Raw genomic sequence first — 23991 nt, forward strand, 5'->3', positions numbered from 1 at the left:
AACATCGGTGGATCAAGGCTAAAGCTGGGCCAGAACCTGGGCCGGTTTGTTGGTGGTGATCTCGTGAATACCGAGCCCCTGGCACAAGGCCACGTCGTTCTCGGCATCCACTGTCCACACGCGGAACCTGCGGCCCGAGGCCAGCCAGCGCTGGACGGTGCGGGCTGGCGCACGTAGTCGATGCCCGGCCCGGCCATGCCCACTTCGCAGTCGTTGAGGATCCGCTCACCCTCCAGCTGGGCGGCTTTCATCACGTTGGCCACGGCCCCGCCCGTGAGCGGTCCAAGGCCCAGCTCTTCCCGGATTTCGGCGACGTTGATGTCATCCAGCAGCTGGCAGATGAACTCCCCGGGTACGGTCTTGCGAAGATGCCGCACCGAGTCCGGGCTGAAGCTCATGAAGGTGATCCGGATGTTGGCCAGCCGGGACGTCAAGGGGTCCCAGCCTTCCCTGCGGAGAACCTCCAGCACCCGGTCCTCCAGTTTCAGCTGGTACGGGCTGGGATGTTTCAGTTCGATGGCAAGCCCGATGTCACGCCCGAAGTCCCGGAGTAGGTCGAGCAGGTCGGGCAGCGTCAGGAACTGCTCGGACCGGGCGCCGTACGCCTCGGGAATGCGGACTCCCTTCCACGAGGAGAAGTCCAGCAGGCGCAGTTCGTCGATGGTCCGTTCGGCCACCGGCCCCGTGCCATCGGAGGTGCGGTCCAGGTTGGCATCGTGCAACAGAACCACGTGCTGGTCGCGGGTCAGGTGCACATCACATTCCACGCCGTCGGCTCCGTCGGCCAGGGCCCGGAGATAGGCTGCGCGCGTATGCTCCGCAAAGTCCGCGCTGGCGCCCCGGTGGGCATAGACCAGGGGGCGGGCCGGGGCTGCATCCTCGATCGTCATGCTGACACGTTAGCGGACAGCCGCTACGGAAGCGGGACTAGGCTGGGCACATGCAGGTGAACTCTGAGCCAACCACCCAGCCCGAAGCGCCTCCCGCAGCACCGCGGGCACCCTCCCGCCCGGCGCAGGTCCGTCCCGCCGTCGCGAAACGGCAGCTCAGCGCCGGCGACGCCGAAAAGGCGGCTGCCCTCCGGAGAATGAAGCTCCTGGCGCTCAGCCTGCTCATCGCCATGGCCGTTGTGTTCATCTTCGCCTTCGCCCTGCAGAAGCAGTACCCCTGGCTGGAATACGTCCGGGCCGCGGCCGAAGGCGGGATGGTGGGCGCCTTGGCCGACTGGTTCGCGGTGACGGCCCTGTTCAAGTACCCCATGGGCCTGAAAATCCCGCACACCGCCATCATTCCGCGCCGCAAGGACCAGATCGGCGCGTCGCTTGGAGAGTTCGTGGAGACCAACTTCCTCTCGGAGCAGGTGGTCCAAGAGAAGCTGGCCAGCCTGAACATTTCCGGCAGGGCTGGCCAGTGGCTGTCCGGTCCGGGCGGCGCCGAGCGGGTGGCCAAGGAAGGTGCCGCGGTCATCCGCGGCGCGTTCAAAGTGTTGAACGACGACGACGTCCAGGCAGTAATCGAGGGCATGGTCCGGAAGCATCTGCTCGCGCCGCCGTGGGGGCCGCCGGTGGGCAGGATGGCAGAGCGGATCTTCGCCGAGGGGCACCACCACACGCTCATTGACCTGCTGGTGGACCGCGCCGCGGACTGGGTGGCGGCCAACCACGAAACCGTCAACCGGCTGGTAACGGACCGCTCACCGCAGTGGGTTCCCAGCTTCGTGGACGGCCTCGTGGGAGACAAGGTCTACCTCGAGCTGCTGAAGTTCGCCCGCGCGGTCCAGACGGACCCCCAGCACCAGGTCCGCCTGCACATCGACAAATACCTCACCGACCTGGCCCAGGACCTGCAGCACGATCCGGCCATGATCGCCCGCGCGGAAGGCATCAAGGCCCAGGTCCTCGGCGACCCGGAGGTCCGCGAACTGGCCTCCCGGACCTGGGCGACCATCAAGAACGCGCTGCTCACCGCCGTCGACGATCCGGACAGCGAGCTGACCGTGAAATTCAAGGCCGCCGTCCGCGACTTCGGCGCGCGGCTGGTCAACGACGACGAACTGGCCGGCAAGGTCAATGCGTGGATCGGCGATGCCGCCGGCTACCTGGTCCGCACGTACCGGTCCGACATCGCCGCGGTGATCACGGACACCGTGGCGCGCTGGGATGCCGAGGAGACGTCGCAGAAGATCGAGCTCCAGGTGGGCAAGGACCTGCAGTTCATCCGGATCAACGGCACGGTGGTGGGGTCGCTGGCCGGGCTCGCGATCTTCACGGTGGCGCATCTGACGTTCGGCTAGGAACGCTCCGGCGGAATGCCCTTGACAGGGCGGACCGCCAGGGCCACGTTGGTGTCTACAACGCCGCCTGGTCTCCCGCCGGACCGTCTCGCGAGGACACGATCCGGCACCGCGGCATTGGTTCCGCAGCGTTCGGAATGAGGTGCCATGAGCCGCAATCCTTGTCCCACCACTGACGAACCAACGGCGTTCCGCCGCAACCGGCGGAGATCCGCGGCCCGGAAAACGGGCCGGCTGTTGTGCCTCCTGTTGCTGTCCGCGGCATTTTCTGCCCAGTTCCTCCCGGCGGCCGGCGCCGGTTCCGATCCCGACGGCGGCTACCGGCCCGGCAGTCCCGGCCTGGGTGATCCGTACTATCCGCTGGACGGCAACGGCGGTTACGACGTAGGGCATTACCTGCTGGACCTCAGCTACGACCCCGCAACGAACGTCCTGGCCGGTTCCGCCACGATCAGCGCAGAGGCAACGCAGAACCTTTCCGCTTTCAACCTGGATCTTGACGGCCTCACGGTCCGCTCCGTCAAGGTTGACGGCGAGGCCGCCGCATTCACCCGCAGGGGCACGGAGCTCACGGTGACGCCGCGCAAGGGCCTCAAGGACGGACGGGAATTCGAGGCCGTTGTGGCGTACGACGGCGTGCCGAAGACGCTCACCGCCCAGTTCGGCACGTCCGGGTTCTTCCACACCGACGACGGCTCACTGGTGATCGGGCAGCCCCATGTGGCCGCAACGTGGTTTCCCGCCAACGACCACCCGCTGGACAAGGCCTCCTTCACGTTCCGGATCACCGTTCCGCAGGGGCTGCAGGCAGTGGCAAACGGAGTGCTCAGCGAACAGGAATCGGAGCCGGAGTCCGTGCAGGGCCGGGGACACAGCACGGCAACCTGGGTCTGGCACGCGGAAGAGCCGATGGCCACCTACCTTGCCACCGCGAGCGTCGGCCAGTTCCGGCTCAACGCCTACCGGAACGGCCGGATCAGCTACGTGGATGCCATCGATCCCGGCCTCTTCACGCCGGTGGTGACGCCGCGGACCGGCGCGAACTTCGCATGGTCGCACGCCGGCACGGGTTCATACACGCGCCTGACCAGGACCATCCGCGTTCCCCAGGCCGGGGCCCGGCTCTCCTTCTGGCTCACGCGGAACATCGAGGCGGGGCGCGACTTCGCGTTCGTGGAAGCGCGCACAGCGGGGGCCGCCGACTGGACCACGCTGCCGGATGCCAACGGCCACACGTCCGCCGATACGGGCCGGTCCTGCACCGGTTTGCTGGCGCTCCACCCGTTCCTGAAGCACTATCAAACGCCCGGCGCCAAAGGCGTATGTGCGCCCACAGGCAGCTCGGGTAAATGGTGGGCCGCCACGGGGCAGGGCACCGGTTGGGAGCCGTGGGCCGTCAACCTTGCCGGCTTCGCGGCGAAAACCGTGGAAGTCTCGCTCACCTATGTCAGCGATGACGCCATCCCCTTCGACGGCGTGTCCGTGGATGACATCACCGTCTCGACGGGGCAAGGCTCCACGTCCTTCGAAGACGACGGCAACACGATGGACGGCTGGACCGCCTCGGGACCGCCTGCCGGCAGTCCTCCCGGCGCAAGCGGCTGGAGCGCCGGAACGCAGGGTCCGCCGTCGCTCGGCGACAAGGTCCAGGCGTCCTTCAAAAGGCAGCCGGAGATCATCAGGTTCCTGGCCGGGTTCCTCGGTCCGTACCCGTTCAAGGCCGCCGGAGGCATCGTGGATGACGTGAGGAACCTCGGTTTTGCCCTGGAGAACCAGACCAGGCCCATCTATTCCAGGCTCTTCTTCGCCACGCCGAAGGGCGGCGACTCGGTGGTGGTCCACGAGCTGGCACACCAGTGGGTGGGCGATGACCTGTCAGTGAAGGAGTGGCGGGACATCTGGCTCAATGAAGGATTCGCCACCTACGCGGAGTGGCTGTGGAGCGAACAGGAAGGACGGGAAACCCCGCAGCAGCTGTTCGACTTCTATGCCGCCGCGATACCCGCGGAAGCACCGTTCTGGTCCGTCAGGATCGGCGATCCCGGAACGGCGGCCCTGCTCGACTTTGCCGTCTACGCGCGCGGTGCCATGACGCTGCACGCGCTTCGCACCCGGGTGGGCGACGAGGTGTTCTTCGGCATCCTCAAGGAGTGGACGGACTCCCACGCCGGCGGCAACGTTGCCAGCGCTGACTTCATGGAACTGGCCGAGGAGCTTTCCGGCCAGGACCTGGCGGGCTTCTTCAACACCTGGCTTTTCACGGCGTCCAAGCCCGCAGGACTGGACGCCGTTGCTCGAAGGTCCGCGTCCCTGGCCATGGATCCGCCGGAGACTGCACGGTTCCTGGAACAGCGGGTCCAGGCCGGCCTCAGGCCCCGATAGCGCCGAGGAAACGGATCCGCTGGCCGGGCCGGGCCTGGCCCAGGAGATCCAGGTCAGCCCGCCGCACGACGGCGATGACGGGGTAGCCGCCTGTCACCGGATGGTCTGCCAGGAACACCGTGGGAAGGCCCGACGGCGGCACTTGCAGCGCGCCGAGCACGGCACCTTCGCTGGGCAGTTCTTCCGTCCGGTTCTGGCGGAGGGGCCTGCCCAGCAGCCGCGCCCCGATCCGGTTGGATTCCGGCGACATGGTCCAGAACTGGCCGGTGAGCCGGCGGAGGGACCCGTCGTCGAACCAGTCGGCTCTGGGGCCCCGGTCCACCCGCAGGGTGATGGGACTGTCGGGGTCCGGCGCGCGGCGGAAAACATGGCGGACGACGTCGGGCGCCGGAACGTGCACCGGAGCCGCGGCCGTTACAGCTGCGCCGTTACCGCGCGTCAGGGCGAGGGTATCCCCCGCCTTCAACGGCGGCGGCCCCTCGCCGGAGAGCAGGTCGGCGCTGCACGAACCCAGAAGTGCCGGGGCGGCGATGCCGCCGGACACGGCCAGGTAGTAGCGGATTCCGAAAGCCGGCGGACCGAATGCCATAACCGCTCCCGGCGGAACCCGGACGGCCTGGTTGAGGTCAATGTCGGTGCCGTTGACGGTGACTCTGCCCTCGGCCCCCGTCACGGCGACGCTGGCTCCCGTGACGAACCGCAGGCGGAGTCCGCCCAGCAGCACCTCGAGTCCCGGCGCTCCGGGCGCGTTGCCCAGCAGTGCATTGGCCAGCATCAGTGATTTTCTGTCCAGCGCACCGGAGGGGCTCAGTCCCAGGTCGGCCGACCCCCGCCGGCCCAGATCCTCGATGAGCGTCAGCGGCCCCGGGGCCATCACCACGATGCCCATCAGACCTCCCGAAACCGCACGGTGTCTCCCGGCCGGATCAGCGCAGGTTCGGGCCGGGCCGAGTCCCAAAGCACCGCCGTCGTGGTTCCGATCAGCTGCCAGCCGCCCGGGGAGGACCGCGGATACACGCCGCTGAACTCGCCGGCGAGCCCCACGGCACCGGCCGGCACCGCGGTCCGCGGCGTGCTGCGGCGGGGCACGGTCAGCTGATCGCCGTCCGTGACGAGGTAGACGAAGCCGGGCGCGAATCCCGCGAACGCCGCCGTCCAGTGCGCTCCGGTGTGGCGCCTCACGACGTCGGCCTCGGTGGTCCGGAGAAGTCGCGCAACCTCGGCCAGGTCCGGGCCTCCGTACGCCACGGGAATTTCCACGCTTCGCCCGGACTCAGCGGCGCTGTGGTCCGGCTCTGCGGCGGACAGCCAGGCCAGGACGTCCGACGGCGCCAGCAGGTCGGGGTCGAAGGTCACCAGCACGGTCCGGGCAGCCGGCACGACGTCCACGACGCCCTGCGGGCGGCCCGTCATTCCGGCGCCGAGGAGACCGCGGTAGAACGCGATGACGGCAGCCAGGTCCGGCAGCTCCACGAGGAAGGCGCTGTCACCATAGGGCACCATGGCGGGCAGCTCAGGCGAAGGGCTCAAGCTCCACACCAGCTTCTTGAAGGCCCGCCCTGACGGCGGCCGCCATGCCCACGGCCCCGGGCGTATCGCCATGGATGCACAGCGAGTCAGGGTCCACCCGCACCACCGAACCGTCCACGGCCACCACCTCGCCCTTGAGCGCGAGGCGGACGGCCCGTTCCACGATCGGTCCGACGTCGTGCAGCACGGCACCGTCCTGCGAGCGCGGCACCAGGGTGCCGTCGGGCAGGTAGGCGCGGTCCACAAACGCCTCGCGGAACACAGGGTGGCCCGCGTCCTGGGCGTGCTTCAGCAGCTCCGAGCCCGGCAGGCCCAGGACCGGCAGGCCCGGATCGTACGCGTGGATGGCGGCCACGATTGCCGAGGCCTGTTCGGCGTCGTGGAACGCCCGGTTGTACAGGGCGCCGTGCGGCTTGACGTAGTCCACGGATGCGCCCACGGCATGTGCCACTCCGTCGAGCGCGCCCAGCTGATATAGGACATCGCCGAACAGCTCGTCAAAGGACATGTCCAGGGAGCGCCGTCCGAATCCCGCGAGGTCACGGTAGCCGACGTGCGCACCGACCGTGACGTCCAGTTCGAAGGCGGCACGGCAGCTGTCCAGCATGGTGACCGGGTCCCCGGCGTGGAAACCGCACGCCACGTTGGCGCTGGTGACGAGCTGGAACATCGCGGCGTCATCGCCCATGGTCCACGAGCCGAAGGACTCGCCCAGATCAGCGTTCAGATCCACCGTTGCCGCCTTCCGGCGCCCGGTTCAGCGGCGCGCCTGCTGTTGATTCTGCTGATGTTTCCGCCGTTGCCTTCAGTTCCCCGGGAATGGTGTCCGGCAGCGGGCCGAACGCCTCCTTGGCATTGGCCACGACCGCACGGCCCATCATGAGGTTGCCGGCGCCGCCCACCACGGCGCCGATGCCGAACGGCAGCGCCCGCCCGAACAGGGCCGTGCCCTGCCGCTTCAGCAGGCTCCGCAGGAAGACTTTCTGGACGTGCTCGCGAATGGAGCCGAATCCCGACGAGGGCATTTTGCGGGCCAGGACATTTCCCCAGGCCTGGGTGGCGCCCTTCCCCTTCCCCAGGGCCTGCCCGCTCAGCGACCCGAGCAGCGCGGTCCCCTCTTCACCCAGCATCACGGCCATGACCATGGTGCTGGCTTTGTCCGGATCCGTCATCCGGATGCCGTGAAGCTCGGCCAGCGACGTTGCGTAGAGCGCCGTCGCTTCGAGGAAGGCCACGGTGGCTGCGGCGGAGAGGCCGAGCGAGGCGATGGTTCCGACCCCCGGGACCACAGCTGTGGCGCCCACCAGGGCGCCGCCGCCCGTGACGGCGGCGAGGTAGTCTCGTTCCATCCTGTCCGCCAGCTGGGCGGCGGAAGCTCGCGGGAAGCGCCGCTGGAGACGGCGGATGTACGCCAGTACGAGCGGCCGCTGGATATCTACCGCGCGCAGCAGCAGATTGTGGACCCCTGGTTTGGGGTTGCCGTGGGCATCGAACACCGCATTGTGTGCTGTTTCCTGCGCGATTCTCACCGCCGGATTGCGTCGCCTGGCCATCGTCACCTCTACCTCGATACAGCTACGTCGATACGGCCAACAGCCGGTTGCTGTCGTCCAGCCTTAACACTAGGCCACGCCCCTGACGCGATGGCCAGGGAGCAGGCCACGGGGGTGGGCCACGGCAGCAGGCCACGGGGGCAGCGGCTAGATCACCCAGGACTCGGCCACGGCCATGTACGCGGAGGAGGACGGTCCGCGCGGCCCCGGATACACCGTGGGAGACCCCGGCCACTCCACCCCGAATTCGGACAGCCGGCCCGTGCTGCATGGCAGGTAGACATTGCTCAGCACGGCGCTGGCGGGCCCGAGCTGGAAGTCGGGCGCGGAAAACTGCCGCCGGTCCAGCACCCCGGAGATCTCGAGCGACGCGCGGCGCCCGGTGGCGGTGAATCCGCGCTCAAGGTCCAGTTTGACGTCGAAGGCGTCGTCGGTGTGGCTGATGGCGCTCAGAGGAAAGCGCGCGGCTTCCGGGAAGAAGCGGGTCAGTTCGGAGGCAAGGGTTGCGGCGAAGAACTCGTTGGAGCCGTAACTGCGCCAGCCTTGGAGCGTGGCCACGAGCAAGGCCGTCCCGGTCCCCCACTTGGACCAGTCTGCCATCCAGAACGATGCGAAGCAGCTGGCCGGCTCGCCGGGAACGTGCGCTCCTTTCCGGTCCACCGGGTGCAGGGCAAGGCCGCAATTGGCACCGATCAGCGCTACGCTGCGCCGCCGCGGTACGGCGGGTATGTTCCCCATGCCAACGAGCCTATCCCGGCCCGCACGTTCCCCCGGGTACAGGCTCGGCTTAAGATTGCCGTGTGCCCCTTCCCCGAGCCCTGCGTCCCTTTGCCCACCGCGAATACCGGGTGCTGATCGGCGCGCTTGCCGTGTCCATCTTCGGTTCGGGCATGTGGGCCGTGGCCATGGTCTACGAGGTCATCCACATCGGCGGCGGGCCGCTTGAACTTTCGCTTGTGGCGGCGGCAGGCAGCGTCGGGCTCGTGGCGTTCGTCCTTGCCGGCGGGATCGCGGCGGACCGTGTTCCGCAGCGTCTGCTGATCATCGCAGTGGAAGGCACCAATCTCGCCGTGATCGCCGCCGTCAGCGGGCTGGCGATGGCGGGCTGGCTGCAACTCTGGCACCTGGCGGCCGGGGCGTTCGTGCTGGGCCTGGGCGCGGCATTCTTCTTCCCCGCGTACTCCGCGATCCTGCCCAGGATCCTGCCCGCGGAGGACCTGCTGGCGGCCAACGGCATGGAGGGGACCATGCGGCCCATCCTGCAGCAGGCAGCCGGCCCCGCGGTGGCAGGCATCGTCGTGGCGGCGCTGTCGCCGTCGCACGCCGTGACGGGGGTGGCCGGATGCCACCTGCTGGCCTTCATCATCCTGAATTTCCTCGGCCAGCACGCGCTGGACGCCCCGGCGAACGATGCCGATCATGGATCGCCGGCTGCGCCCGCGGACGGCCACACGGTGAAACCGCCTGCCCGGACGTCCTTCTTCCACGACCTCCGGGAGGGAGTCAGCTACACGCTCCGCACGCCGTGGCTGCTCTGGACGCTGCTGTGGGCCTGCATCTCTGTGCTGTTCCTGATCGGTCCGATCGAGGTGCTCCTGCCTTTCGCGGTCCGCGACCAGCTGGGCGGGGACTCCAGGATGTTCGGCTTCCTGCTCGCCGTGATGGGAATCGGCAGCGCCGCAGCCTCGCTGGTCACCGCGTCCTTCAGGCTCCCACGGCGGTACCTGACCGTGATGATGGTGTCCTGGGGCGCCGGCACCCTGCCCCTGGCAGCCGTGGGGATGATGGACAGTTTCTGGATGCTTGCCCTGGCGCTTTTCATTTTCGGCGCCACGGGCAGCGTGGGCATGGTCATCTGGGGGACGCTGCTTCAGCGGCGCGTGCCCGCGCACCTGCTGGGCCGCGTCTCAAGCCTGGACTTCTTTGTGTCGCTGGCCCTCATGCCGGTGTCGATGGCCCTGGCCGGCCCCGCGGCCGCAGCTCTCCCCATCTGGCTCATCTTTCTGGTGGCCGGAGGCGTCTGCCCCGTCATGGCGGTCCTGGCGATGGCCGTCGCCAGGATGCCCGCGGACGAAATCGCGCATCCGCTGGACCGCCGTCCCAGCCTCTCCGCGGACGCCGACGCGGAAGCCAATCGCTGACCGCGCCAAACGCATCAATGGAATCAAATCTGAGGACGCTCGTTACGCCTCGCGCCGACAAACTGATGGCCGGTTACCCCAACGGGTAACCGGCCATCAGCTTCGCTGCGTCAACTGCTAGGCGCGGGCGCGCACCACGGGGAGGCTCGCCGTCGGCGGCCCGCTCGGGAAGATCGACGGTTCGGGCACCTCGACGGGTTCCAGGGTCACGCGGACGGGTTCGGCGCCAACGGACCAGACTTCGCCCCGCACATCGACGTCCAGCCGTTCGCCGTCGAGGACGCTCAGCGTGATGGCAGCCGGATCCAGTTCCACGACGAGCAGCCGCCCCTGGAGCTTCAGGTGGAAGGACAGGCTGTCCCATTCCTCGGGAAGCCGCGGGTCGAAGTAAGGCACGGCGCCCTGGTCCCTAAGCCCGGCAAAGCCGCATACCAGTGAGCTCCACACGCCGCCGGTCGACGCGATGTGCACGCCGTCGATCGTGTTGCCGTGGGAGTCGTCCAGGTCGATGAATACTGCGTTGGTGAAGTGTTCCAGGGCCGCCTTGCGGTAGCCCACTTCGGCGGCCATGATCCCCTGGACGCACGCGGACAGCGTCGAGTCGCCGGTGGTGATGGGATCGTAGAAATCGAAGGCGCGGCGCTTCTCCTCGGCGGTAAATTCCTGCCACTGCAGGAACATGGCCAGCACCGTGTCGGCCTGCTTGAGCACCTGGTGCCGGTAGATCACCAGCGGGTGGAAGTTCAGCAGGAGCGGGTACTTGGAGCGGGGCGTCGTCCAGTCCCACGGCTCCAGGGTCATGAAGTCGTTGTCCTGCGAGTACACCTGGAAGCGCTCATCGAACGGCAGCTGGATCCGGGCCGCAGCGGCCTCCCAAAGCTGCCGCTCGGCGTCGTCGATTTCCGGGTGGTCCAGCGCGGCCGCGGCCCGCAGGTTAAACCGGGCCATGACGTTGGTGTAAAGGTTGTCGTTCACCACGGCCGTGTACTCATCCGGGCCGGTCACGCCGTGGATGTGGAAGAGGCCATCCTTGCCGAAGAAGCCCAGGGACACCCACATGCGGGCGGTCTCGATGAGCAGGTCCGCGCCCATGCCGCCACGGAACTCGGAGTCGCCGCTCGCCCAGACGTACCGGTTGGCGGCAAAGGCGATGGCGGCGGCAATGTGGAACTGCGCCGTACCGGCGGCGTAGTAGGCACTGGCCTCCAGCCCGTTGATGGTACGCCAGGGGAACAGCGCGCCGTCCACGCTGAGTTCCTTGGCCCGAATCTTGGCGTCAGGCAGCATCTCATGGCGGAATTCCAGGACCTGGCGGGCGCCGTCGGGGTTGGTGTACGTCAAGTACGGCAGGAGGTAGACCTCCTGGTCCCAGAAGTAGTGGCCCTCGTAGCCCGAGCCGCTCACGCCCTTGGCCGGGATGCCCGCAACTCCGGCGCGGGCCGTGGCCTGCGCCAGCTGGAACAGGTTCCAGCGGATGGCCTGCTGCAGCTCCGGCTGGCCGCCCACCTGGATGTCGGCGGTGGACCAGTAATTGCGGTAATGGGCTTCGCTTTCGGCAAAGACTTCGCTCACCGGCTTCAGGCCGGCCTCGGCCACCTCGGCAGGATCCAGCCCGGCTTGGGCATCGATGGCTCCGGGCACGCCGGCAAGGGCACCCCGTGCTACGGCGTAGCTGACGCTCTTCTCGAGCCGGAACGGCTCATCCGCGCCCACGGCCAGCACATAGCGGACGCTGCTGTCGTCCTGGTCCACGAGGGTATCGAACGGCTGGTGCCCGGCCGAGGTCCAGTGATCCACGGCAACGCCCACGCGCTGCTTGGACTCCGCGGCCTCCCAGGACAGCCGGAGCGAGCCGTCGCCGCCGTCGATCCTGAGGGGAAGCAGGACGCGGCCGGCGTGCCGGCCTGCCCGGCGGGGATCATGTGCGGAGTGGTCCTCCACCGGCTGGTCCTGCCGGTTGATCACGGAGGACGTGACGTCTGCGGAGACGGCACGGTCCGTGGAAAGCTCCAGCGAAATGCCCAGGCTGCCGCGGGACTCGAACCCTACGGCGCGGCGCTCCACCGTGGTGACTGTGGCACCTGAACGGCACTGCCACACGATGCGGCACTCGTAGATTCCGGTGGCGAAATCCGTGGTTCGGCGGTAGTCCAGCACGGTCGATTCAGCGAGGCTGAGCGTTTCGCCGTCGACGATCACCGTGAAGTTGTTGGCGTCCGGGATGTAGAGGATCCGCTGGCCGGTGCGGGCGAAGCCGAAGGCATTTTCCGCGTGCTTGATGTCCCAGATCTCGTGGAATCCGTTGATGAAGCTGCCCGGAAGCTCGGCATCCGCCGCGGCCCAATGGGAGCCCCTGATGCCAAGATGCCCGTTGCCCAGGGCAAAGAGCGTTTCAAGCGTGCCGGCGTTGCCGGGGGCGTGGCTGGTCTCCACGAGCTTCCAGGGATCGTTGGGGAAGCGGACGCGGTCAGCAGTAATGAGTGCCATGAGTGGCGTTCCTTAGGCGGTCGGAGGTGCGGCCAGGGTTGGGGACCTGGCAGGGTGTTCTGTGCCGGGCTGGGTCAGCCGGGCTAAAGGAGCTCTTCAAGGTCGTTAACCACGAGTGTGGCGCCGGCGTCCAGCAGCGTCTGGCGTCCCGCGCCCCGGTCCACGCCGATCACCGAATGGAAGCTGCCGGCGTTCCCGGCCTGCACGCCGGAAACGGCATCCTCGACGACGACACATTCTTCGCTCGGCAGGTCCAGGAGCCGGGCGGCATAGTCGTAGGTCGCCGGGCTGGGCTTGCCGGGCAGGCCCTCGGCAGCGGCCACGACGCCGTCAACCACCACCGGGAAGTGGACGTCCAGCCCTGCTGCGCGCAGCACCGACGGGGCGTTGCGCGAGGAGGACACGACGGCGACCTTCAGTCCGCGCGCCAGCGCGGCTTCGAGGAAGCGGACCGATCCCGTATACGGCTCCACGCCGGAACTGACGATGTCGTTGAAGATCTTGTTTTTCCGGTTGCCCAGGCCCTGGACCGTGGCGTGGTCCGGATGGTCGTCGGTGGGACCCTCGGGAAGCGTGATGCCCCGCGATGTCAGGAAGTCCCGGACGCCGTCGAACCTCGGCTTGCCGTCAATGTGGTCGAAGTAGTCGCTCTCGCGGTAGCCGGCCTTGCCGGGCTGGGACTCGAGGTAGCCGTCAAAGAGCTCCTGCCAGGCACGCTCATGGACAACCGCGGTGGGCGTGAGCACACCGTCAAGGTCGAAGAGGATGGCGGAAGCATCCGTCCAGCTGTTGGGGGTACTGCGTGGGCTGGTGCTAAGAAGATCGGTCATGCCTGGTGCGGTGTCCTTTCGGATTGCGGACAGCATTGGTTGGGGACCATGGGGCGAGGAGGTGCGGCGTCGGCGACCGCGGGTGGAGCGTCGTACGGCGCAGTGCCTCGACTGGGGAGCGCCCGGAGGGCGCGTTCAGGTGACTACATGCGCAGGCGCTCTGAGAAACGTCTACTTCCATGATGAGGCCGTTGCCCGATCAGGGCAAACGCCACGCGGTTCACCGCCGGGGTCCCTGCAGCGTGCATGCGCGGTCCAGCCCTTTCAACGCTCCAGTCAGGGCCGGTGGTCTCGGCCGAAGTCGAGTGTAAGCGCTTGCAAATTTGCCCGGCAACTGTTTTTAGAAACCGGCTGAAGTTTTACGGCCACGGCTCAGTTCAGGACGTAGTGGCGGAGGAACGCGCTGACGTCCACCATCTCTGTCTTGGACATCGCATGGCCCATGCCGGGATACGTCCGCGCCGTCAGCCGGGTATGGGTATCCAGCCACTCCGCGGTGTAGTCGGTGGCTTCGTCGTTGATGACCAGATCGGCCTTGTCCCTGCCCCAGAAGAACGGCGGCGGGACGTCAAAGGATTCGCTGAGCGCCAGCAGATCATTATTCAGGACAAAACCGGAAAGCCCGACGACGGCGGGAAAGTCCCGCGGCCGCAGCCGCAGCAGCGTGCTCGCCATCGCCATGCCCTGCGAATACCCCAGCAGGCTCACGCTGCTGTGCGCGCCTTTGACCAAGTCGATCCAGGAAAAGACCGAGTTGGCGGCCGCGATGACGTCGGCAAAATCGTTCGCCAGGAAGTAGTCCAGCAGGAACCACCCGTAGCCGTCAGCGATCGGCATGGGCGCGCGCAGCGCGGCGCACGTGAATTCGGACGGGAGGTGGCCGAACAGATTCACCATCCGGGACTCGTCCGTGCCGTAGCCGTGCATCATCACCAGCAGCGGCGTGCCGGCGCGCTCATTTTCCGGCTTTGACCAAACGACTGTCTCCATCGGAACAGCCTAGCGAGTCGAAACGGATCGATCCCGGGCTGACCTGCGCGGATGATTGAAACAGGGGTTACCGCGATGTAGCCTGACGTTTGACAGCATGCTTAGCAATTGACGCAGGACAGGCCATAGCTACCAAGTTGCGGGAAGTCCGCGAACGCAAGGAGCAAGTCATGAGAATCGGTTCCGCAATCTTCCTGATCGCCATCGGCGCCATCCTGGCTTGGGCCATCACGCCGGGACTCATCCCGAACGTCGACCAGACGCTGATCGGCTACATCCTCATGGCGGTGGGCGTGATCGGGCTGATCGCCTCCCTCGTCCTGGCGTCCCCCGGACGGAGCCGCCGCATCAGCGAAACGCGCTCGGTGGTGGACCCCAATACCGGCGAGCGGATCACCCGCAACGAAAGCCGTGACGGCGGAATCTGACGTTGCGCAGGCGGATCGCCGCGCCGCGGAATGGCCGGCCGTGAACCCGCCATCAAACACCGGACTGCCGGGCCAGACCTCCGGGTCCGGCCCGGCATTTTGGTTTCATGTTGTTTTTTCATTGACAAACCAACATGAACGAAGATAAAGTCAAGTAATTGCAGATCATGTGATTACAGTCACTGATCGGGCAGGTCACTGATCAGCAGTGACGGAGCGGTTTTGCAGTAGTTACGCAGTGCAGTACTTACGCAATGGAGGGTATGTGTTCGCTGAGGAGCGTCAGCAGCAGATCGCCGGGCTCGTGGCAGCCAGCGGCCGCGCCAGCGTCACCGATCTCGCCGAGCGTTTCCGGATCACCACCGAAACCGTCCGGCGCGACCTTGCCGCCCTCGAATCCGCGGGCACCGTGCGCCGCGTGCACGGCGGGGCAGTCTCCGCTGACCGCTTCAGCACCACCGAGGAAAGCATCCTCGAGCGGACCATCCAGCGCCAGGCCCAGAAACTCCGCATCGCCGAGGCCGCACTGAATTTCCTTCCCCAGGGCCCGTCCGGCAGCATCCTCCTGGACGCCGGCTCCACCACCGAGGTCCTGGCCGACATCCTCGCCCGCCGCAGTGCCGGAGGAGCCGGCTCCCAAGGCGCGGACGGCGAAAGGGAACTGGTGGTCATCACGCACGCCATTCCCATCGCCGCGAAACTTGCCAGCACGCCAGGAATAGCCCTGCAGATCCTCGGCGGCCGGGTCCGCGGACTCACCCAGGCGGCCGTCGGGCAGGCCACCGTGGATGCAGCGCACAAGCTCCGGCCGGACATCGCATTCGTAGGAACCAACGGCATCCACGCAAGCTTCGGCCTCAGCACTCCCGATCCTGAAGAGGCCGCCGTCAAGGCTGCCTTCGTCCAATCGGCCCGCCGCATCGTGGTGCTGGCCGATTCGTCCAAGCTGGACGCGGAAACGCTCGTCCAGTTCGCCTCGTTGAAAGATCTGGACACCGTGATCACTGACCGCAAACCCAGTTCCGAACTAGCGGCCGCCCTGGCCGAGGCCGGGGTCGAGGTGGTGATCGCATGATTGTCACCCTCACTGCAAACCCCAGCCTTGACCGGACCGTGGCTCTGCCTGCCCCACTTGAACGGGGTGAGGTGCAGCGCGCTGTCTCTGTCCGCCAGGAATCCGGCGGCAAAGGCGTCAATGTCTCCCGCGCCCTCGTAGCGTCCGGGCTGGAGACCCTGGCGGTGCTTCCGGGAGCAGACTCCGATCCCGTCCTTGCGGGCCTGCGGGACGCCAAGGTGCCTTTCGCGGCGCTGCCGATCCATGAACCGCTGCGCACCAATGTGGCGCTCACCGAGCCCGGGGGCGTCACCACCAAGATCAACGAGCCGGGACCGGTCCTCAGCGAAGAGACGCAGGAGGCCCTCATCGACCTCCTCCTGGAACGCTCGCAAGGCGCCAGTTGGGTGGTCCTGGCGGGTTCCCTGCCGCCCGGAGTTCCGGCCGACTTCTACGCCACCGTCACCCGGAGGCTCCGTTCCGCCGCCTCCGGTGCCGGCGTTCCGCAGGTCGCCCTCGACTCCTCGGGGGCGCCGCTCGCCGCGGCCATCGCCGGCGAGGCGTCAGGAACAGTGTCCGGGAAACCGGATCTGCTCAAACCCAATGCCGAGGAGCTCGCGGAACTCGCCGCCGCAGCAGGTTTCGCCTCGGTGAGCACGGCTGAGGAACTCGAAGCGGATCCGGAGGCCGCCGCGGCGGCCGCTGCCGCCGTCGTGCGTTCCGGTGTGGGGGCCGTGTTGGCAACGCTCGGATCGAAGGGCGCTGTCCTTGTGACGGCCGACGGCGCGTGGCTGGCCACGCATCCGCCGGTCACCGCGGTCAGCACGGTCGGTGCAGGCGATTCGTCGCTGGCCGGATATCTGCTCGCCGCCAGCCAGGGCGCCGCCCCGGCTGACTGCCTCCGCCAAGCTGTGGCCCACGGTGCCGCAGCCGCTTCCCTGCCGGGCTCCACAGTCCCGGCAGTCCACCAAACCACCCCCGACGCCGTTACCATCACGGCCCTCCGGAAGGATTGACAGTGACTCAGCTCATCACCACCGACCTGGTCGAGCTCGACCAGAACCTGGGCAGTTCGCCCGAGGACGTGATCCGGCATCTGGCTGGCAGGGTTGCCGCCACCGGACGCGCGAGCGAAGTCGAAGGCCTCTTTACCGATGCCTTCGCCCGCGAGCAGAAGACCGCCACCGGCGTACCCGGCGGCATCGCCATCCCGCACTGCCGCTCGGCTGCGGTGAACGAACCGACCCTCGCCATGGCACGGCTGTCCCAGCCGGTCGACTTCGGCGCGAAGGACGGCCCCGCCGACCTCATCTTCTTCATCGCAGCGCCGACGGGTGCGGACCAGGAGCACCTCAAGCTCCTGTCCAAGCTGGCCCGGTCCCTGATCAAGAAGGACTTCACCGGAGCCCTGCGCGCCGCCACGTCCAGGGAAGAAATCGTCGAACTCGTGGACAACGCCCTCGCGGACAAGCCGGCACCCGCCGCCGCGGCGGCCGCTCCCGCGGACAGCATGGAGGCTGCCGCAGCGGCCGGCGCAGCCGCAGGCGCCACCCCGGCAAAGGGCGGCCCCAAGCGCCTGGTTGCCGTCACGGCCTGCCCCACGGGCATCGCGCACACCTACATGGCCGCCGACTCCCTCGTGGCAGCGGCCAAGGAAGTGGGCGTCGACCTGCAGGTGGAAACCCAGGGATCCTCCGGCGCCAAGCCGCTGGACCCTGCCGTGATCGCTGCCGCCGACGCCGTGATCTTCGCAGTGGACGTGGATGTGCGCGGCAAGGAGCGCTTCGCCGGCAAACCCGTTATCAACGCCCCCGTCAAGCGCGGCATCGACGAGCCCGCCAAGATGGTCCAGGAAGCGCTGGACGCAGCGGACAACCCGCATGCCCGCCGCGTTCCGCACTTCGGCGCCGAGGAGCAGGCCGAGCAGGAAGCCGCCGAAAAGGGCGAGCACATCGGCCAGAAGCTGAAGAGGGCACTGCTGACCGGCGTCAGCTACATGATTCCCTTCGTTGCCGGCGGCGGCCTGCTGATCGCCCTGGGCTTCCTGCTGGGCGGGTATGACATCACCGGTGTCGCCGACAAGGTTGTTGTTGAGAACAACTTCGGCAACCTCCCCGAAGGTGGCCTCGCCATCTACCTGGGTGCCGTGATGTTCAAGATCGGCGCCCTGTCCATGGGCTTCCTGGTACCGGCACTGGCAGGCTATATCGCCTACGCGATAGCGGACAGGCCGGGCATTGCCCCCGGCTTCGTTTCCGGTGCCGTGGCCGGCTTCATGGGTGCGGGCTTCCTCGGCGGCATCGTCGGCGGCCTGCTCGCGGGCTACATCGCCCACGTGATCGGCACCTGGGCGGTACCGCGCTGGCTGCGCGGCCTGATGCCCGTCGTCATCATTCCGTTGCTGGCGTCCATCGTCGCCTCCGGCCTGATGTTCATGGTCCTCGGAGGACCGATCGCCGGCCTCACCGCCGCCCTGAACAGCTGGCTCTCCGGCATGACCGGCGCCTCGGCCGTGGTCCTGGGCATCATCCTTGGCCTCATGATGTGCTTCGACCTCGGTGGTCCGGTTAACAAGGTTGCCTACGCCTTCGCTGTTGCCGGTCTGAGCGCCGGCAGTGCCACCAACCAGGCGCCCTGGCAGATCATGGCGACCGTCATGGCCGCCGGCATGGTGCCGCCGCTCGCGATGGCCCTGGCCACCGTGCTGGACAAGAAGCTCTTCAGCCTGGCCGAGCGCGAAAACGGCAAGGCAGCCTGGCTGCTGGGTGCCTCCTTCATCTCCGAGGGTGCCATTCCGTTCGCCGCTGCCGATCCGCTCCGCGTTATCCCCGCCAGCATGGTGGGCGGGGCCGTCACCGGTGCGCTCACCATGGCCTTCGGCGTCACGTCGCAGGCGCCGCACGGCGGAATCTTCGTGTTCTTCGCCATCGGCAATGTGCTGATGTTCATCGTCTCCATCCTGGCCGGCACGGTGGTCACGGCGCTCGTGGTGCTCACCCTCAAGCGCTGGGCGGCCCGCAAGGCCGTTGATACGGTGGAGAGCGTCCCCGTGACTGTCTGACCCCCGCTGTCCTTCAGCACCAACCCCAAACTGCAATTGCAAGGAGCAGAAATGTCCGAACGTACCGCAACCGTCGCCAGCCGAGTAGGCCTGCACGCCCGCCCGGCAGCCATCTTCGCCGAGGCAGCCGGCGAGTTTGACCTCGACATCACCATCGCCCGCGAAGGCGAGCCTGCCGACGAAGCCATGGACGCCGCCAGCATCCTGTCCCTCATGAGCCTTGGCGCATCGCACGGCGACGTTGTGGTGCTCCGCGCGGACGGTGCAGGCGCCGACGTCGCCCTCGAACGCCTGGTCCAGATCCTGGAAACGGACCACGACGCCGAATAGGCCCCGCCAGTTCAGTGGCCGGTTTCCTCCGCAGCACCCGTCAGGGAGTTGCGAAGGAAACCGGCCACTGCTGTCTAAGTAAGCAAACTTAGTAGTTTCTTGTGTTTGTTCCTGAGCACAACTAGCTTGGATTTGGATAGTTGGAATTGCGGCCCCGCCGTTCGACACACCCCCGGAGACCCGGGCTGAAGGAGGATGACAGAGTGGCAACCTTGCAGGAAAGCATCGAAGTCGAAGTTCCCGTCAGCACCGCCTACAACCAGTGGACGCAGTTCGAATCGTTCCCGCACTTCATGAAGGGCGTGGAATCCGTCGAGCAGATCGACGAGACCTCCCTCCATTTCCGCACCAGCGTGGCGGGGATCAAGCGCGAATTCGACGCCCAGATCCTGGAGCAATCGCCTGACTACTGCATTGCGTGGGTGAGCAAGGACAAACCCCGCCATGCCGGCAGGGTCACGTTCGAAAAACTGGGCCGGGACCTTTGCCGGGTCTCCGTGGAGCTCGAATGGGAGCCGGAAGGGCTGCTGGAGAGGACCGGCGCCGCCGCCCATGTGGATGAACAGCAGGTCGCCTCCGACCTGCTGCGCTTCAAGGAATTCATCGAGTCGCGGGGCTTCGAGACGGGCGCCTGGCGCTCCGCCGTCGACCACGGCGAGGTCGATGCCCCTGACGCCCACTAACCCACCCAGAAACCGGAGGTAGCCATGCCTGGGAAAAAGAACCCCAGCCTGAAGGATCCCGAACTGTACGAAGAACTCCGTGAAGACGGGGCCTCGAAGCAGAAGGCCGCACGGATTTCCAACGCGGCAGCCAAGAAGGGCCGGTCCGAAGTTGGCCGCAAGGGCGGCAAGTCCGGTGACTACGACGACTGGACCGTGCCCCAGCTGAAGGCACGGGCCAAGGAAATCGGCCTCAAGGGCTACTCGGGCAAGAAAAAGAGCGAACTCATCTCAGCGCTCAGAAACTCCTGAGCGGAGTTCCCATGAGACCGCGGGGCAGGGTGGCCGCCTCCTCAGGCACCCTTCCGCACCGTCTTCGCGGCCGTAGTCTTGCCGGCGGCAGCCGACTTCGTGGCGCTGCCGGCCTTGGATGCCGTCCCGGCCTTCGCCGCACTGGTCTTGGCCGCACTCGTCTTGGTTGCTGCACTCGCAGGTTTGGAGGCGGAGCGCGTAGCGGTCTTGGCCGGAGCCTTGGCCGCGTCTCCGGCCTTGGCTGCGCTTCCCGCCTTGGCTGCGCCGGTTTTCGCCGCGCCGGTTTTCGCCGCGCCGCTCCTGCCGGCTGCACTCCTGCCGGCGGCCTTGGCCGCGGGCTCGGCCTGCTCGTCGGAGGCCTCTCCCCCGGCTGCTCCCCGTTTCCGGTCCAGGCTGCGTTTGAGGGCCTCCATGAGGTCGATCACCTCGCCGGTGCCGGACTCGGCGGCCGCAGCCCCGAAGGTTTCTTCGGTGTCCAGGGAATCGCCCTTTTCCAGTTTGGCCTCGATGAGCTGGCGGAGCTGAGCCTGGTAGTCGTCAGTGAACTGCTCCGGCTCGAAGTCGGAAGCCATGGACTCCACCAGCGCGGCGGACATTTCACGTTCCTGGGCAGAGATGCGGACCGAGGTTTCCAAGGCGGGAAAACCTGCCTCACGCACCTCGTCCGCCCACAGCAGGGCCTGCAGCATCAGGACGTCGTCGCGGATCCGCAACGCCCCCAGGCGGGTCTTGTCGCGCAGCGCAAACTGCACGATCGCCACGCGGTCCGTGTCCTCGAGCGCCCGGCGCAGCAGCATGTAGGCCTTGGGCGACTTGGAATCCGGCTCCAAGTAGTAGCTCTTCTCGAACATGATGGGATCGAGATGTTCGGCCGGCACGAACTGCACCACTTCGATCTCGTGGCTGTTTTCCGCCGGTATGGACTTGAGCTCGTCGCGGGAAAGGATCACGGTCCGGCCGTCATCCTCGTAGGCCTTGTCGATGTCCGCATAGTCCACAATCGTGCTGCAGACCTCGCAGCGGCGCTGGTAGCGGATCCGGCCGCCGTCGGCGTTGTGGACCTGATGGAGGCTGATGTCGTGGTCCTCGGTGGCGCTGTAGACCTTTACCGGGACGTTGACCAGCCCGAACGCGATGGCGCCTTTCCAGATGGCTCTCATGAGACAAGTGAACATCACACTGCGCCGGAGGTGAAGACCCGTGGCCGGCGGTAAGCAGCGCGTCCGAGTGGGCGGCCGGGAATTGGCGCTGACCAATCTGGACAAGGTGCTCTACCCGGCCACGGGCACCACCAAGGCGGATGTCCTCGCCTACTACGCCGCCGTGGCGCCGGTGCTGATTCCCGCGGCCGCCAACAGGCCGGCGACGCGCAAGCGGTGGGTCCATGGCGTGGGGACGGCTGAAGAGCCCGGCCAGGTGTTCTTCCAGAAGAACCTGGACCATTCCACCCCGGGCTGGGTTCCCCGGGCCGCCATCACCCACAAGACCAGCACCATCTACTATCCGCTGGTTAATGACCCCGCCACGCTGACTTGGCTGGCGCAGATCGCCTCGCTGGAGATCCATGTCCCCCAGTGGCGGGTGGACTCACACGGCAACGCCCTGCCGCCGGACCGGATCGTGCTGGACCTGGATCCCGGCGAGGGCGCCGGACTGCCGGAATGCGCGGAGGTGGCCAGGCTGGCGCGGGCCATCCTGAAGGACGTGGGACTGGATCCGGTTCCGGTCACGAGCGGCAGCAAGGGCATCCACCTCTACGCCGCATTGGAGGGCACGCAGACCTCGGACCAGATTTCCGATTTCGCCCACGAACTGGCCCGGGCCCTTGAGGCCGACCACCCGGACCTTGCCGTCAGCGACATGAAGAAGTCGCTGCGAACGGGCAAGGTCCTGGTGGACTGGAGCCAGAACAACGCCGCCAAGACCACCATCGTCCCGTATTCGCTCCGCGGAAGGCTGACCCCCACCGTGGCTGCACCGCGGACCTGGCGGGAGCTGAGTTCCGCGTCCCTCCGGCAACTGGACTACGGGGAGGTGATGCGCCGGGTCGAGTCCGGCAAGGACCCCTTCGCCGTCGTTGACGAGGGCAGCGGACACACAGGCGCCGCCCCGCACGGCGCGGCCGGCAGCGGCGGAAGCCGCAGCACCGGCACACGCGGTGCCGGCACCTCCGCGGCCGGCAGCCCCAGCGAAAAGTCCGACGGCGGCGCTCACCGGAGCGGCGGCCATGAGGATCCGCGGCTGGACAAGTACCGGTCCCTTCGCGACCAGGGCGAGACGCCGGAGCCGTTTACCGCCGAGAAGCACCGCGGTGCCAGGGGCGCCGGTGAGGACAGGGCCGGTGAGGACAGTGCCGGCGGGGACAGGGCCGAGCAGCAAGCCCGGGCGGGGAACCAGGATGATAAGGAGATCTTCGTCATCCAGGAGCACCATGCCAGCCGCCTCCACTTCGACTTCCGGCTCGAGCACGAGGGCGTCCTGGTGTCCTGGGCGCTGCCCAAGGGTGTGCCGGAGACGGGATCCAAGAACCACCTGGCGGTCCAGACAGAGGACCACCCCATGGACTACGCCGATTTCGAGGGAACCATCCCCAAAGGACAGTACGGAGCCGGCGACGTAAGCATCTGGGACAAGGGCACCTATGAACTGGAAAAGTGGGTCAACGGCAGGGAAGTCATTGCCACGCTGACGGGCCGGGAAGGCGGCGGACTGGGAGGGACCAAGAAGTTCGCCCTGATCCATACCGGGCAGGGCCAGGGCGAGCAGTCGCAGTGGCTCATCCACCTCATGGACAAGGCTCACGGAATCCGCGGCAAGCGCAGCGCCCTGCCCCCGGCTGCTCAGGCTGGGGCGGCCGGCGCTGGGGAACCGCACGACGAGCCACACCAGGACGAGCCCGCGTCCACCGGCGGAGGTGGCGGCGTCGTCGAGGACCCGGTCCCGATGCTGGCAACGGCCGGGACGCCGGCGGATCTCCACGGCAGCGACTGGCTCTTCGAACTCAAGTGGGACGGGATCCGGGCCCTGGTGGTGGCGGACGGCGGGAAGATCCGGCTGCTCAGCCGCAACGGCAACGACATGTCCGCCAGCTACCCCGAACTGACCGACAGGAGCTGCTGGCCGCCGCAGGACTTTATCGCCGACGGTGAGATCATCGCCGTCGGGCCAACCGGCAGGCCCGATTTCGGCGTCCTGCAGGGGAGGATGAAACTGACCAAACCGGGCGACGTCAGGAGGGCCCGCGCCGCCATCCCAGTCCGGCTCATGCTCTTTGACCTGCTGGCCGACGACGGGCGTGACTTGCGCAGGCTCCCCCTCGCGCAACGGCGGGAACGCCTCGCGGAGTTCTACCGCCCGTCGGACTGCCCGGTTGAGTTGTCCGAGGCGTTGGATGAGCGCGTGGACCACATTCTCGACAGCGCGCGCGAACTTGGCCTTGAGGGCGTGATGGCCAAGCGCACGGACAGCCGCTACGTCAGCGGCCAGCGGAGCCGGTCCTGGATCAAGCTCAAGATCGAGCAGACCCAGGAGGTGGTGGTGGGCGGCTGGCGTCCCGGCAAGGGCGAACGGGGCAACACGGTGGGCTCGCTGCTGCTGGGCATACCGGACGGCGAGACGCTGCGCTACGTGGGCCGCGTGGGCAGCGGCTTCAGCATGCGCGAACTCACGGAACTGCGGCAAACCATGGACGGGCTGGCGCGCAAGACCTCGCCGTTCGATGACGTGCCGGCCGCCGACGCTGCCGATGCCCACTGGGTCAGTCCCGCACTGGTAGGCGAGGTGACCTTCGGCGAGTGGACCGGCAGCGGAAAACTCAGGCATCCCGTGTGGCGCGGCTGGCGGCTGGACAAGGAGCCGGAGGACGTCGTCGCCGAGTCACATCGCTGAGCCCCCTCCCCGAGCACCCGCTGCCACGATGACGGCGCCCAAAACGCCCG

At 67.5% G+C, this 23991-nt stretch carries 20 protein-coding genes and 1 pseudogene; 11 read left to right on the forward strand and 10 right to left on the reverse strand.

From position 1 onward, the window contains the following. Positions 1 to 18: 18 nt before the first annotated feature. Positions 19 to 890, reverse strand: a pseudogene (locus tag J7I89_RS20925) (glycerophosphodiester phosphodiesterase). 50 nt (positions 891 to 940) lie between these two features. On the opposite strand from J7I89_RS20925, the gene J7I89_RS20930 reads away from it, so the two are divergent. After that, complete coding sequence (locus J7I89_RS20930; RefSeq protein WP_214974319.1) at positions 941 to 2293, forward strand: DUF445 domain-containing protein; 1353 nt, start codon at positions 941 to 943, stop codon at positions 2291 to 2293. A gap of 147 nt (positions 2294 to 2440) precedes the next feature. Continuing rightward, positions 2441 to 4675: a M1 family aminopeptidase gene (locus J7I89_RS20935; protein ID WP_214974327.1), complete on the forward strand. Its 2235-nt coding sequence runs from the start codon at positions 2441 to 2443 to the stop codon at positions 4673 to 4675. On the opposite strand, the gene J7I89_RS20940 is transcribed toward J7I89_RS20935, so the two are convergent. The 5 genes from J7I89_RS20940 to J7I89_RS20960 all read right to left on the reverse strand — a co-directional run bounded on the left by J7I89_RS20940 (position 4662) and on the right by J7I89_RS20960 (position 8496). Continuing rightward, on the reverse strand, positions 4662 to 5564 hold the full coding sequence (locus J7I89_RS20940; RefSeq protein WP_251045660.1) for a biotin-dependent carboxyltransferase family protein: 903 nt from the start codon (positions 5562 to 5564) through the stop codon (positions 4662 to 4664). The genes J7I89_RS20935 and J7I89_RS20940 overlap by 14 nt on opposite strands. After that, the gene (gene pxpB, locus J7I89_RS20945; protein ID WP_214974418.1) at positions 5564 to 6178 is read right to left on the reverse strand and encodes a 5-oxoprolinase subunit PxpB; all 615 of its coding nucleotides are present in this window, start codon (positions 6176 to 6178) and stop codon (positions 5564 to 5566) included. The genes J7I89_RS20940 and pxpB overlap by 1 nt, the downstream gene beginning before the upstream one ends. A 10-nt stretch (positions 6179 to 6188) precedes the next feature. After that, the gene (locus J7I89_RS20950; protein ID WP_214974329.1) at positions 6189 to 6938 is read right to left on the reverse strand and encodes a LamB/YcsF family protein; all 750 of its coding nucleotides are present in this window, start codon (positions 6936 to 6938) and stop codon (positions 6189 to 6191) included. Continuing rightward, positions 6922 to 7758, reverse strand: a complete 837-nt coding sequence (locus tag J7I89_RS20955) for a hypothetical protein (protein WP_214974331.1) — start codon at positions 7756 to 7758, stop codon at positions 6922 to 6924. Before J7I89_RS20955 ends, J7I89_RS20950 begins: the two co-directional genes overlap by 17 nt. Positions 7759 to 7905: 147 nt before the next feature. Next, on the reverse strand, positions 7906 to 8496 hold the full coding sequence (locus tag J7I89_RS20960) for a hypothetical protein (RefSeq protein WP_214974333.1): 591 nt from the start codon (positions 8494 to 8496) through the stop codon (positions 7906 to 7908). Positions 8497 to 8558: 62 nt separating this feature from the next. On the opposite strand from J7I89_RS20960, the gene J7I89_RS20965 reads away from it, so the two are divergent. Further along, the gene (locus tag J7I89_RS20965; protein WP_214974335.1) at positions 8559 to 9899 is read left to right on the forward strand and encodes an MFS transporter; all 1341 of its coding nucleotides are present in this window, start codon (positions 8559 to 8561) and stop codon (positions 9897 to 9899) included. Between the two features lie 117 nt (positions 9900 to 10016). On the opposite strand, the gene J7I89_RS20970 is transcribed toward J7I89_RS20965, so the two are convergent. The 3 genes from J7I89_RS20970 to J7I89_RS20980 form a co-directional block, all read right to left on the reverse strand. Continuing rightward, the gene (locus J7I89_RS20970) at positions 10017 to 12386 is read right to left on the reverse strand and encodes a glycoside hydrolase family 65 protein (RefSeq protein ID WP_214974337.1); all 2370 of its coding nucleotides are present in this window, start codon (positions 12384 to 12386) and stop codon (positions 10017 to 10019) included. An 83-nt stretch (positions 12387 to 12469) separates the two neighbouring features. Further along, the gene (locus J7I89_RS20975; RefSeq protein ID WP_214974339.1) at positions 12470 to 13216 is read right to left on the reverse strand and encodes an HAD family phosphatase; all 747 of its coding nucleotides are present in this window, start codon (positions 13214 to 13216) and stop codon (positions 12470 to 12472) included. 372 nt (positions 13217 to 13588) lie between these two features. Continuing rightward, on the reverse strand, positions 13589 to 14206 hold the full coding sequence (locus tag J7I89_RS20980) for an alpha/beta hydrolase (protein ID WP_214974341.1): 618 nt from the start codon (positions 14204 to 14206) through the stop codon (positions 13589 to 13591). A 170-nt stretch (positions 14207 to 14376) separates the two neighbouring features. Here J7I89_RS20980 and J7I89_RS20985 point away from each other — a divergent pair, with 170 nt between their 5' ends. The 7 genes from J7I89_RS20985 to J7I89_RS21015 all read left to right on the forward strand — a co-directional run bounded on the left by J7I89_RS20985 (position 14377) and on the right by J7I89_RS21015 (position 20053). Beyond that, the gene (locus J7I89_RS20985) at positions 14377 to 14634 is read left to right on the forward strand and encodes a DUF6458 family protein (RefSeq protein ID WP_214974343.1); all 258 of its coding nucleotides are present in this window, start codon (positions 14377 to 14379) and stop codon (positions 14632 to 14634) included. 265 nt (positions 14635 to 14899) lie between these two features. Next, positions 14900 to 15709, forward strand: a complete 810-nt coding sequence (locus J7I89_RS20990; protein WP_214974345.1) for a DeoR/GlpR family DNA-binding transcription regulator — start codon at positions 14900 to 14902, stop codon at positions 15707 to 15709. Beyond that, entirely contained in the window at positions 15706 to 16704 is a 999-nt protein-coding gene (locus J7I89_RS20995) for a 1-phosphofructokinase family hexose kinase (RefSeq protein ID WP_214974347.1), read from the forward strand. The genes J7I89_RS20990 and J7I89_RS20995 overlap by 4 nt, the downstream gene beginning before the upstream one ends. Positions 16705 to 16706: 2 nt before the next feature. Then, the gene (locus J7I89_RS21000; RefSeq protein ID WP_214974348.1) at positions 16707 to 18749 is read left to right on the forward strand and encodes a fructose-specific PTS transporter subunit EIIC; all 2043 of its coding nucleotides are present in this window, start codon (positions 16707 to 16709) and stop codon (positions 18747 to 18749) included. A gap of 51 nt (positions 18750 to 18800) precedes the next feature. Then, entirely contained in the window at positions 18801 to 19079 is a 279-nt protein-coding gene (locus J7I89_RS21005; protein WP_214974350.1) for an HPr family phosphocarrier protein, read from the forward strand. Between the two features lie 203 nt (positions 19080 to 19282). Then, positions 19283 to 19762, forward strand: coding sequence for an SRPBCC family protein (locus J7I89_RS21010; RefSeq protein WP_214974352.1), 480 nt, complete (start codon positions 19283 to 19285; stop codon positions 19760 to 19762). 24 nt (positions 19763 to 19786) lie between these two features. After that, on the forward strand, positions 19787 to 20053 hold the full coding sequence (locus J7I89_RS21015; protein ID WP_214974354.1) for a Rho termination factor N-terminal domain-containing protein: 267 nt from the start codon (positions 19787 to 19789) through the stop codon (positions 20051 to 20053). A gap of 41 nt (positions 20054 to 20094) precedes the next feature. On the opposite strand, the gene J7I89_RS21020 is transcribed toward J7I89_RS21015, so the two are convergent. After that, positions 20095 to 21213 carry a Ku protein gene (locus tag J7I89_RS21020; RefSeq protein ID WP_214974356.1) on the reverse strand — a complete coding sequence of 373 codons (1119 nt, stop codon included), beginning with the start codon at positions 21211 to 21213 and terminating at the stop codon, positions 20095 to 20097. A gap of 40 nt (positions 21214 to 21253) precedes the next feature. Here J7I89_RS21020 and J7I89_RS21025 point away from each other — a divergent pair, with 40 nt between their 5' ends. Continuing rightward, complete coding sequence (locus J7I89_RS21025; protein WP_214974358.1) at positions 21254 to 23941, forward strand: ATP-dependent DNA ligase; 2688 nt, start codon at positions 21254 to 21256, stop codon at positions 23939 to 23941. Positions 23942 to 23991 lie beyond the last annotated feature (50 nt).

The sequence above is a fragment of the Arthrobacter sp. ISL-5 genome, assembly GCF_018613835.1.
In the GTDB taxonomy this organism is placed as follows: domain Bacteria; phylum Actinomycetota; class Actinomycetes; order Actinomycetales; family Micrococcaceae; genus Arthrobacter.

Excerpts from the sequence above, each read along its gene's own strand:
- J7I89_RS21015 (WP_214974354.1), top strand. The coding sequence starts at position 19,787 with ATGCCTGGGAAAAAGAACCCCAGCCTGAAGGATCCCGAACTGTACGAA.
- J7I89_RS20970 (WP_214974337.1), bottom strand. The coding sequence starts at position 12,386 with ATGGCACTCATTACTGCTGACCGCGTCCGCTTCCCCAACGATCCCTGG.
- J7I89_RS20980 (WP_214974341.1), bottom strand. The coding sequence starts at position 14,206 with ATGGAGACAGTCGTTTGGTCAAAGCCGGAAAATGAGCGCGCCGGCACG.
- J7I89_RS21020 (WP_214974356.1), bottom strand. The coding sequence starts at position 21,213 with ATGAGAGCCATCTGGAAAGGCGCCATCGCGTTCGGGCTGGTCAACGTC.
- J7I89_RS20975 (WP_214974339.1), bottom strand. The coding sequence starts at position 13,216 with ATGACCGATCTTCTTAGCACCAGCCCACGCAGTACCCCCAACAGCTGG.
- J7I89_RS20995 (WP_214974347.1), top strand. The coding sequence starts at position 15,706 with ATGATTGTCACCCTCACTGCAAACCCCAGCCTTGACCGGACCGTGGCT.
- J7I89_RS20940 (WP_251045660.1), bottom strand. The coding sequence starts at position 5,564 with ATGGGCATCGTGGTGATGGCCCCGGGGCCGCTGACGCTCATCGAGGAT.
- J7I89_RS20985 (WP_214974343.1), top strand. The coding sequence starts at position 14,377 with ATGAGAATCGGTTCCGCAATCTTCCTGATCGCCATCGGCGCCATCCTG.
- J7I89_RS20955 (WP_214974331.1), bottom strand. The coding sequence starts at position 7,758 with ATGGCCAGGCGACGCAATCCGGCGGTGAGAATCGCGCAGGAAACAGCA.
- J7I89_RS20960 (WP_214974333.1), bottom strand. The coding sequence starts at position 8,496 with ATGGGGAACATACCCGCCGTACCGCGGCGGCGCAGCGTAGCGCTGATC.
- J7I89_RS20930 (WP_214974319.1), top strand. The coding sequence starts at position 941 with ATGCAGGTGAACTCTGAGCCAACCACCCAGCCCGAAGCGCCTCCCGCA.
- J7I89_RS20935 (WP_214974327.1), top strand. The coding sequence starts at position 2,441 with ATGAGCCGCAATCCTTGTCCCACCACTGACGAACCAACGGCGTTCCGC.
- pxpB (WP_214974418.1), bottom strand. The coding sequence starts at position 6,178 with ATGGTGCCCTATGGTGACAGCGCCTTCCTCGTGGAGCTGCCGGACCTG.
- J7I89_RS21005 (WP_214974350.1), top strand. The coding sequence starts at position 18,801 with ATGTCCGAACGTACCGCAACCGTCGCCAGCCGAGTAGGCCTGCACGCC.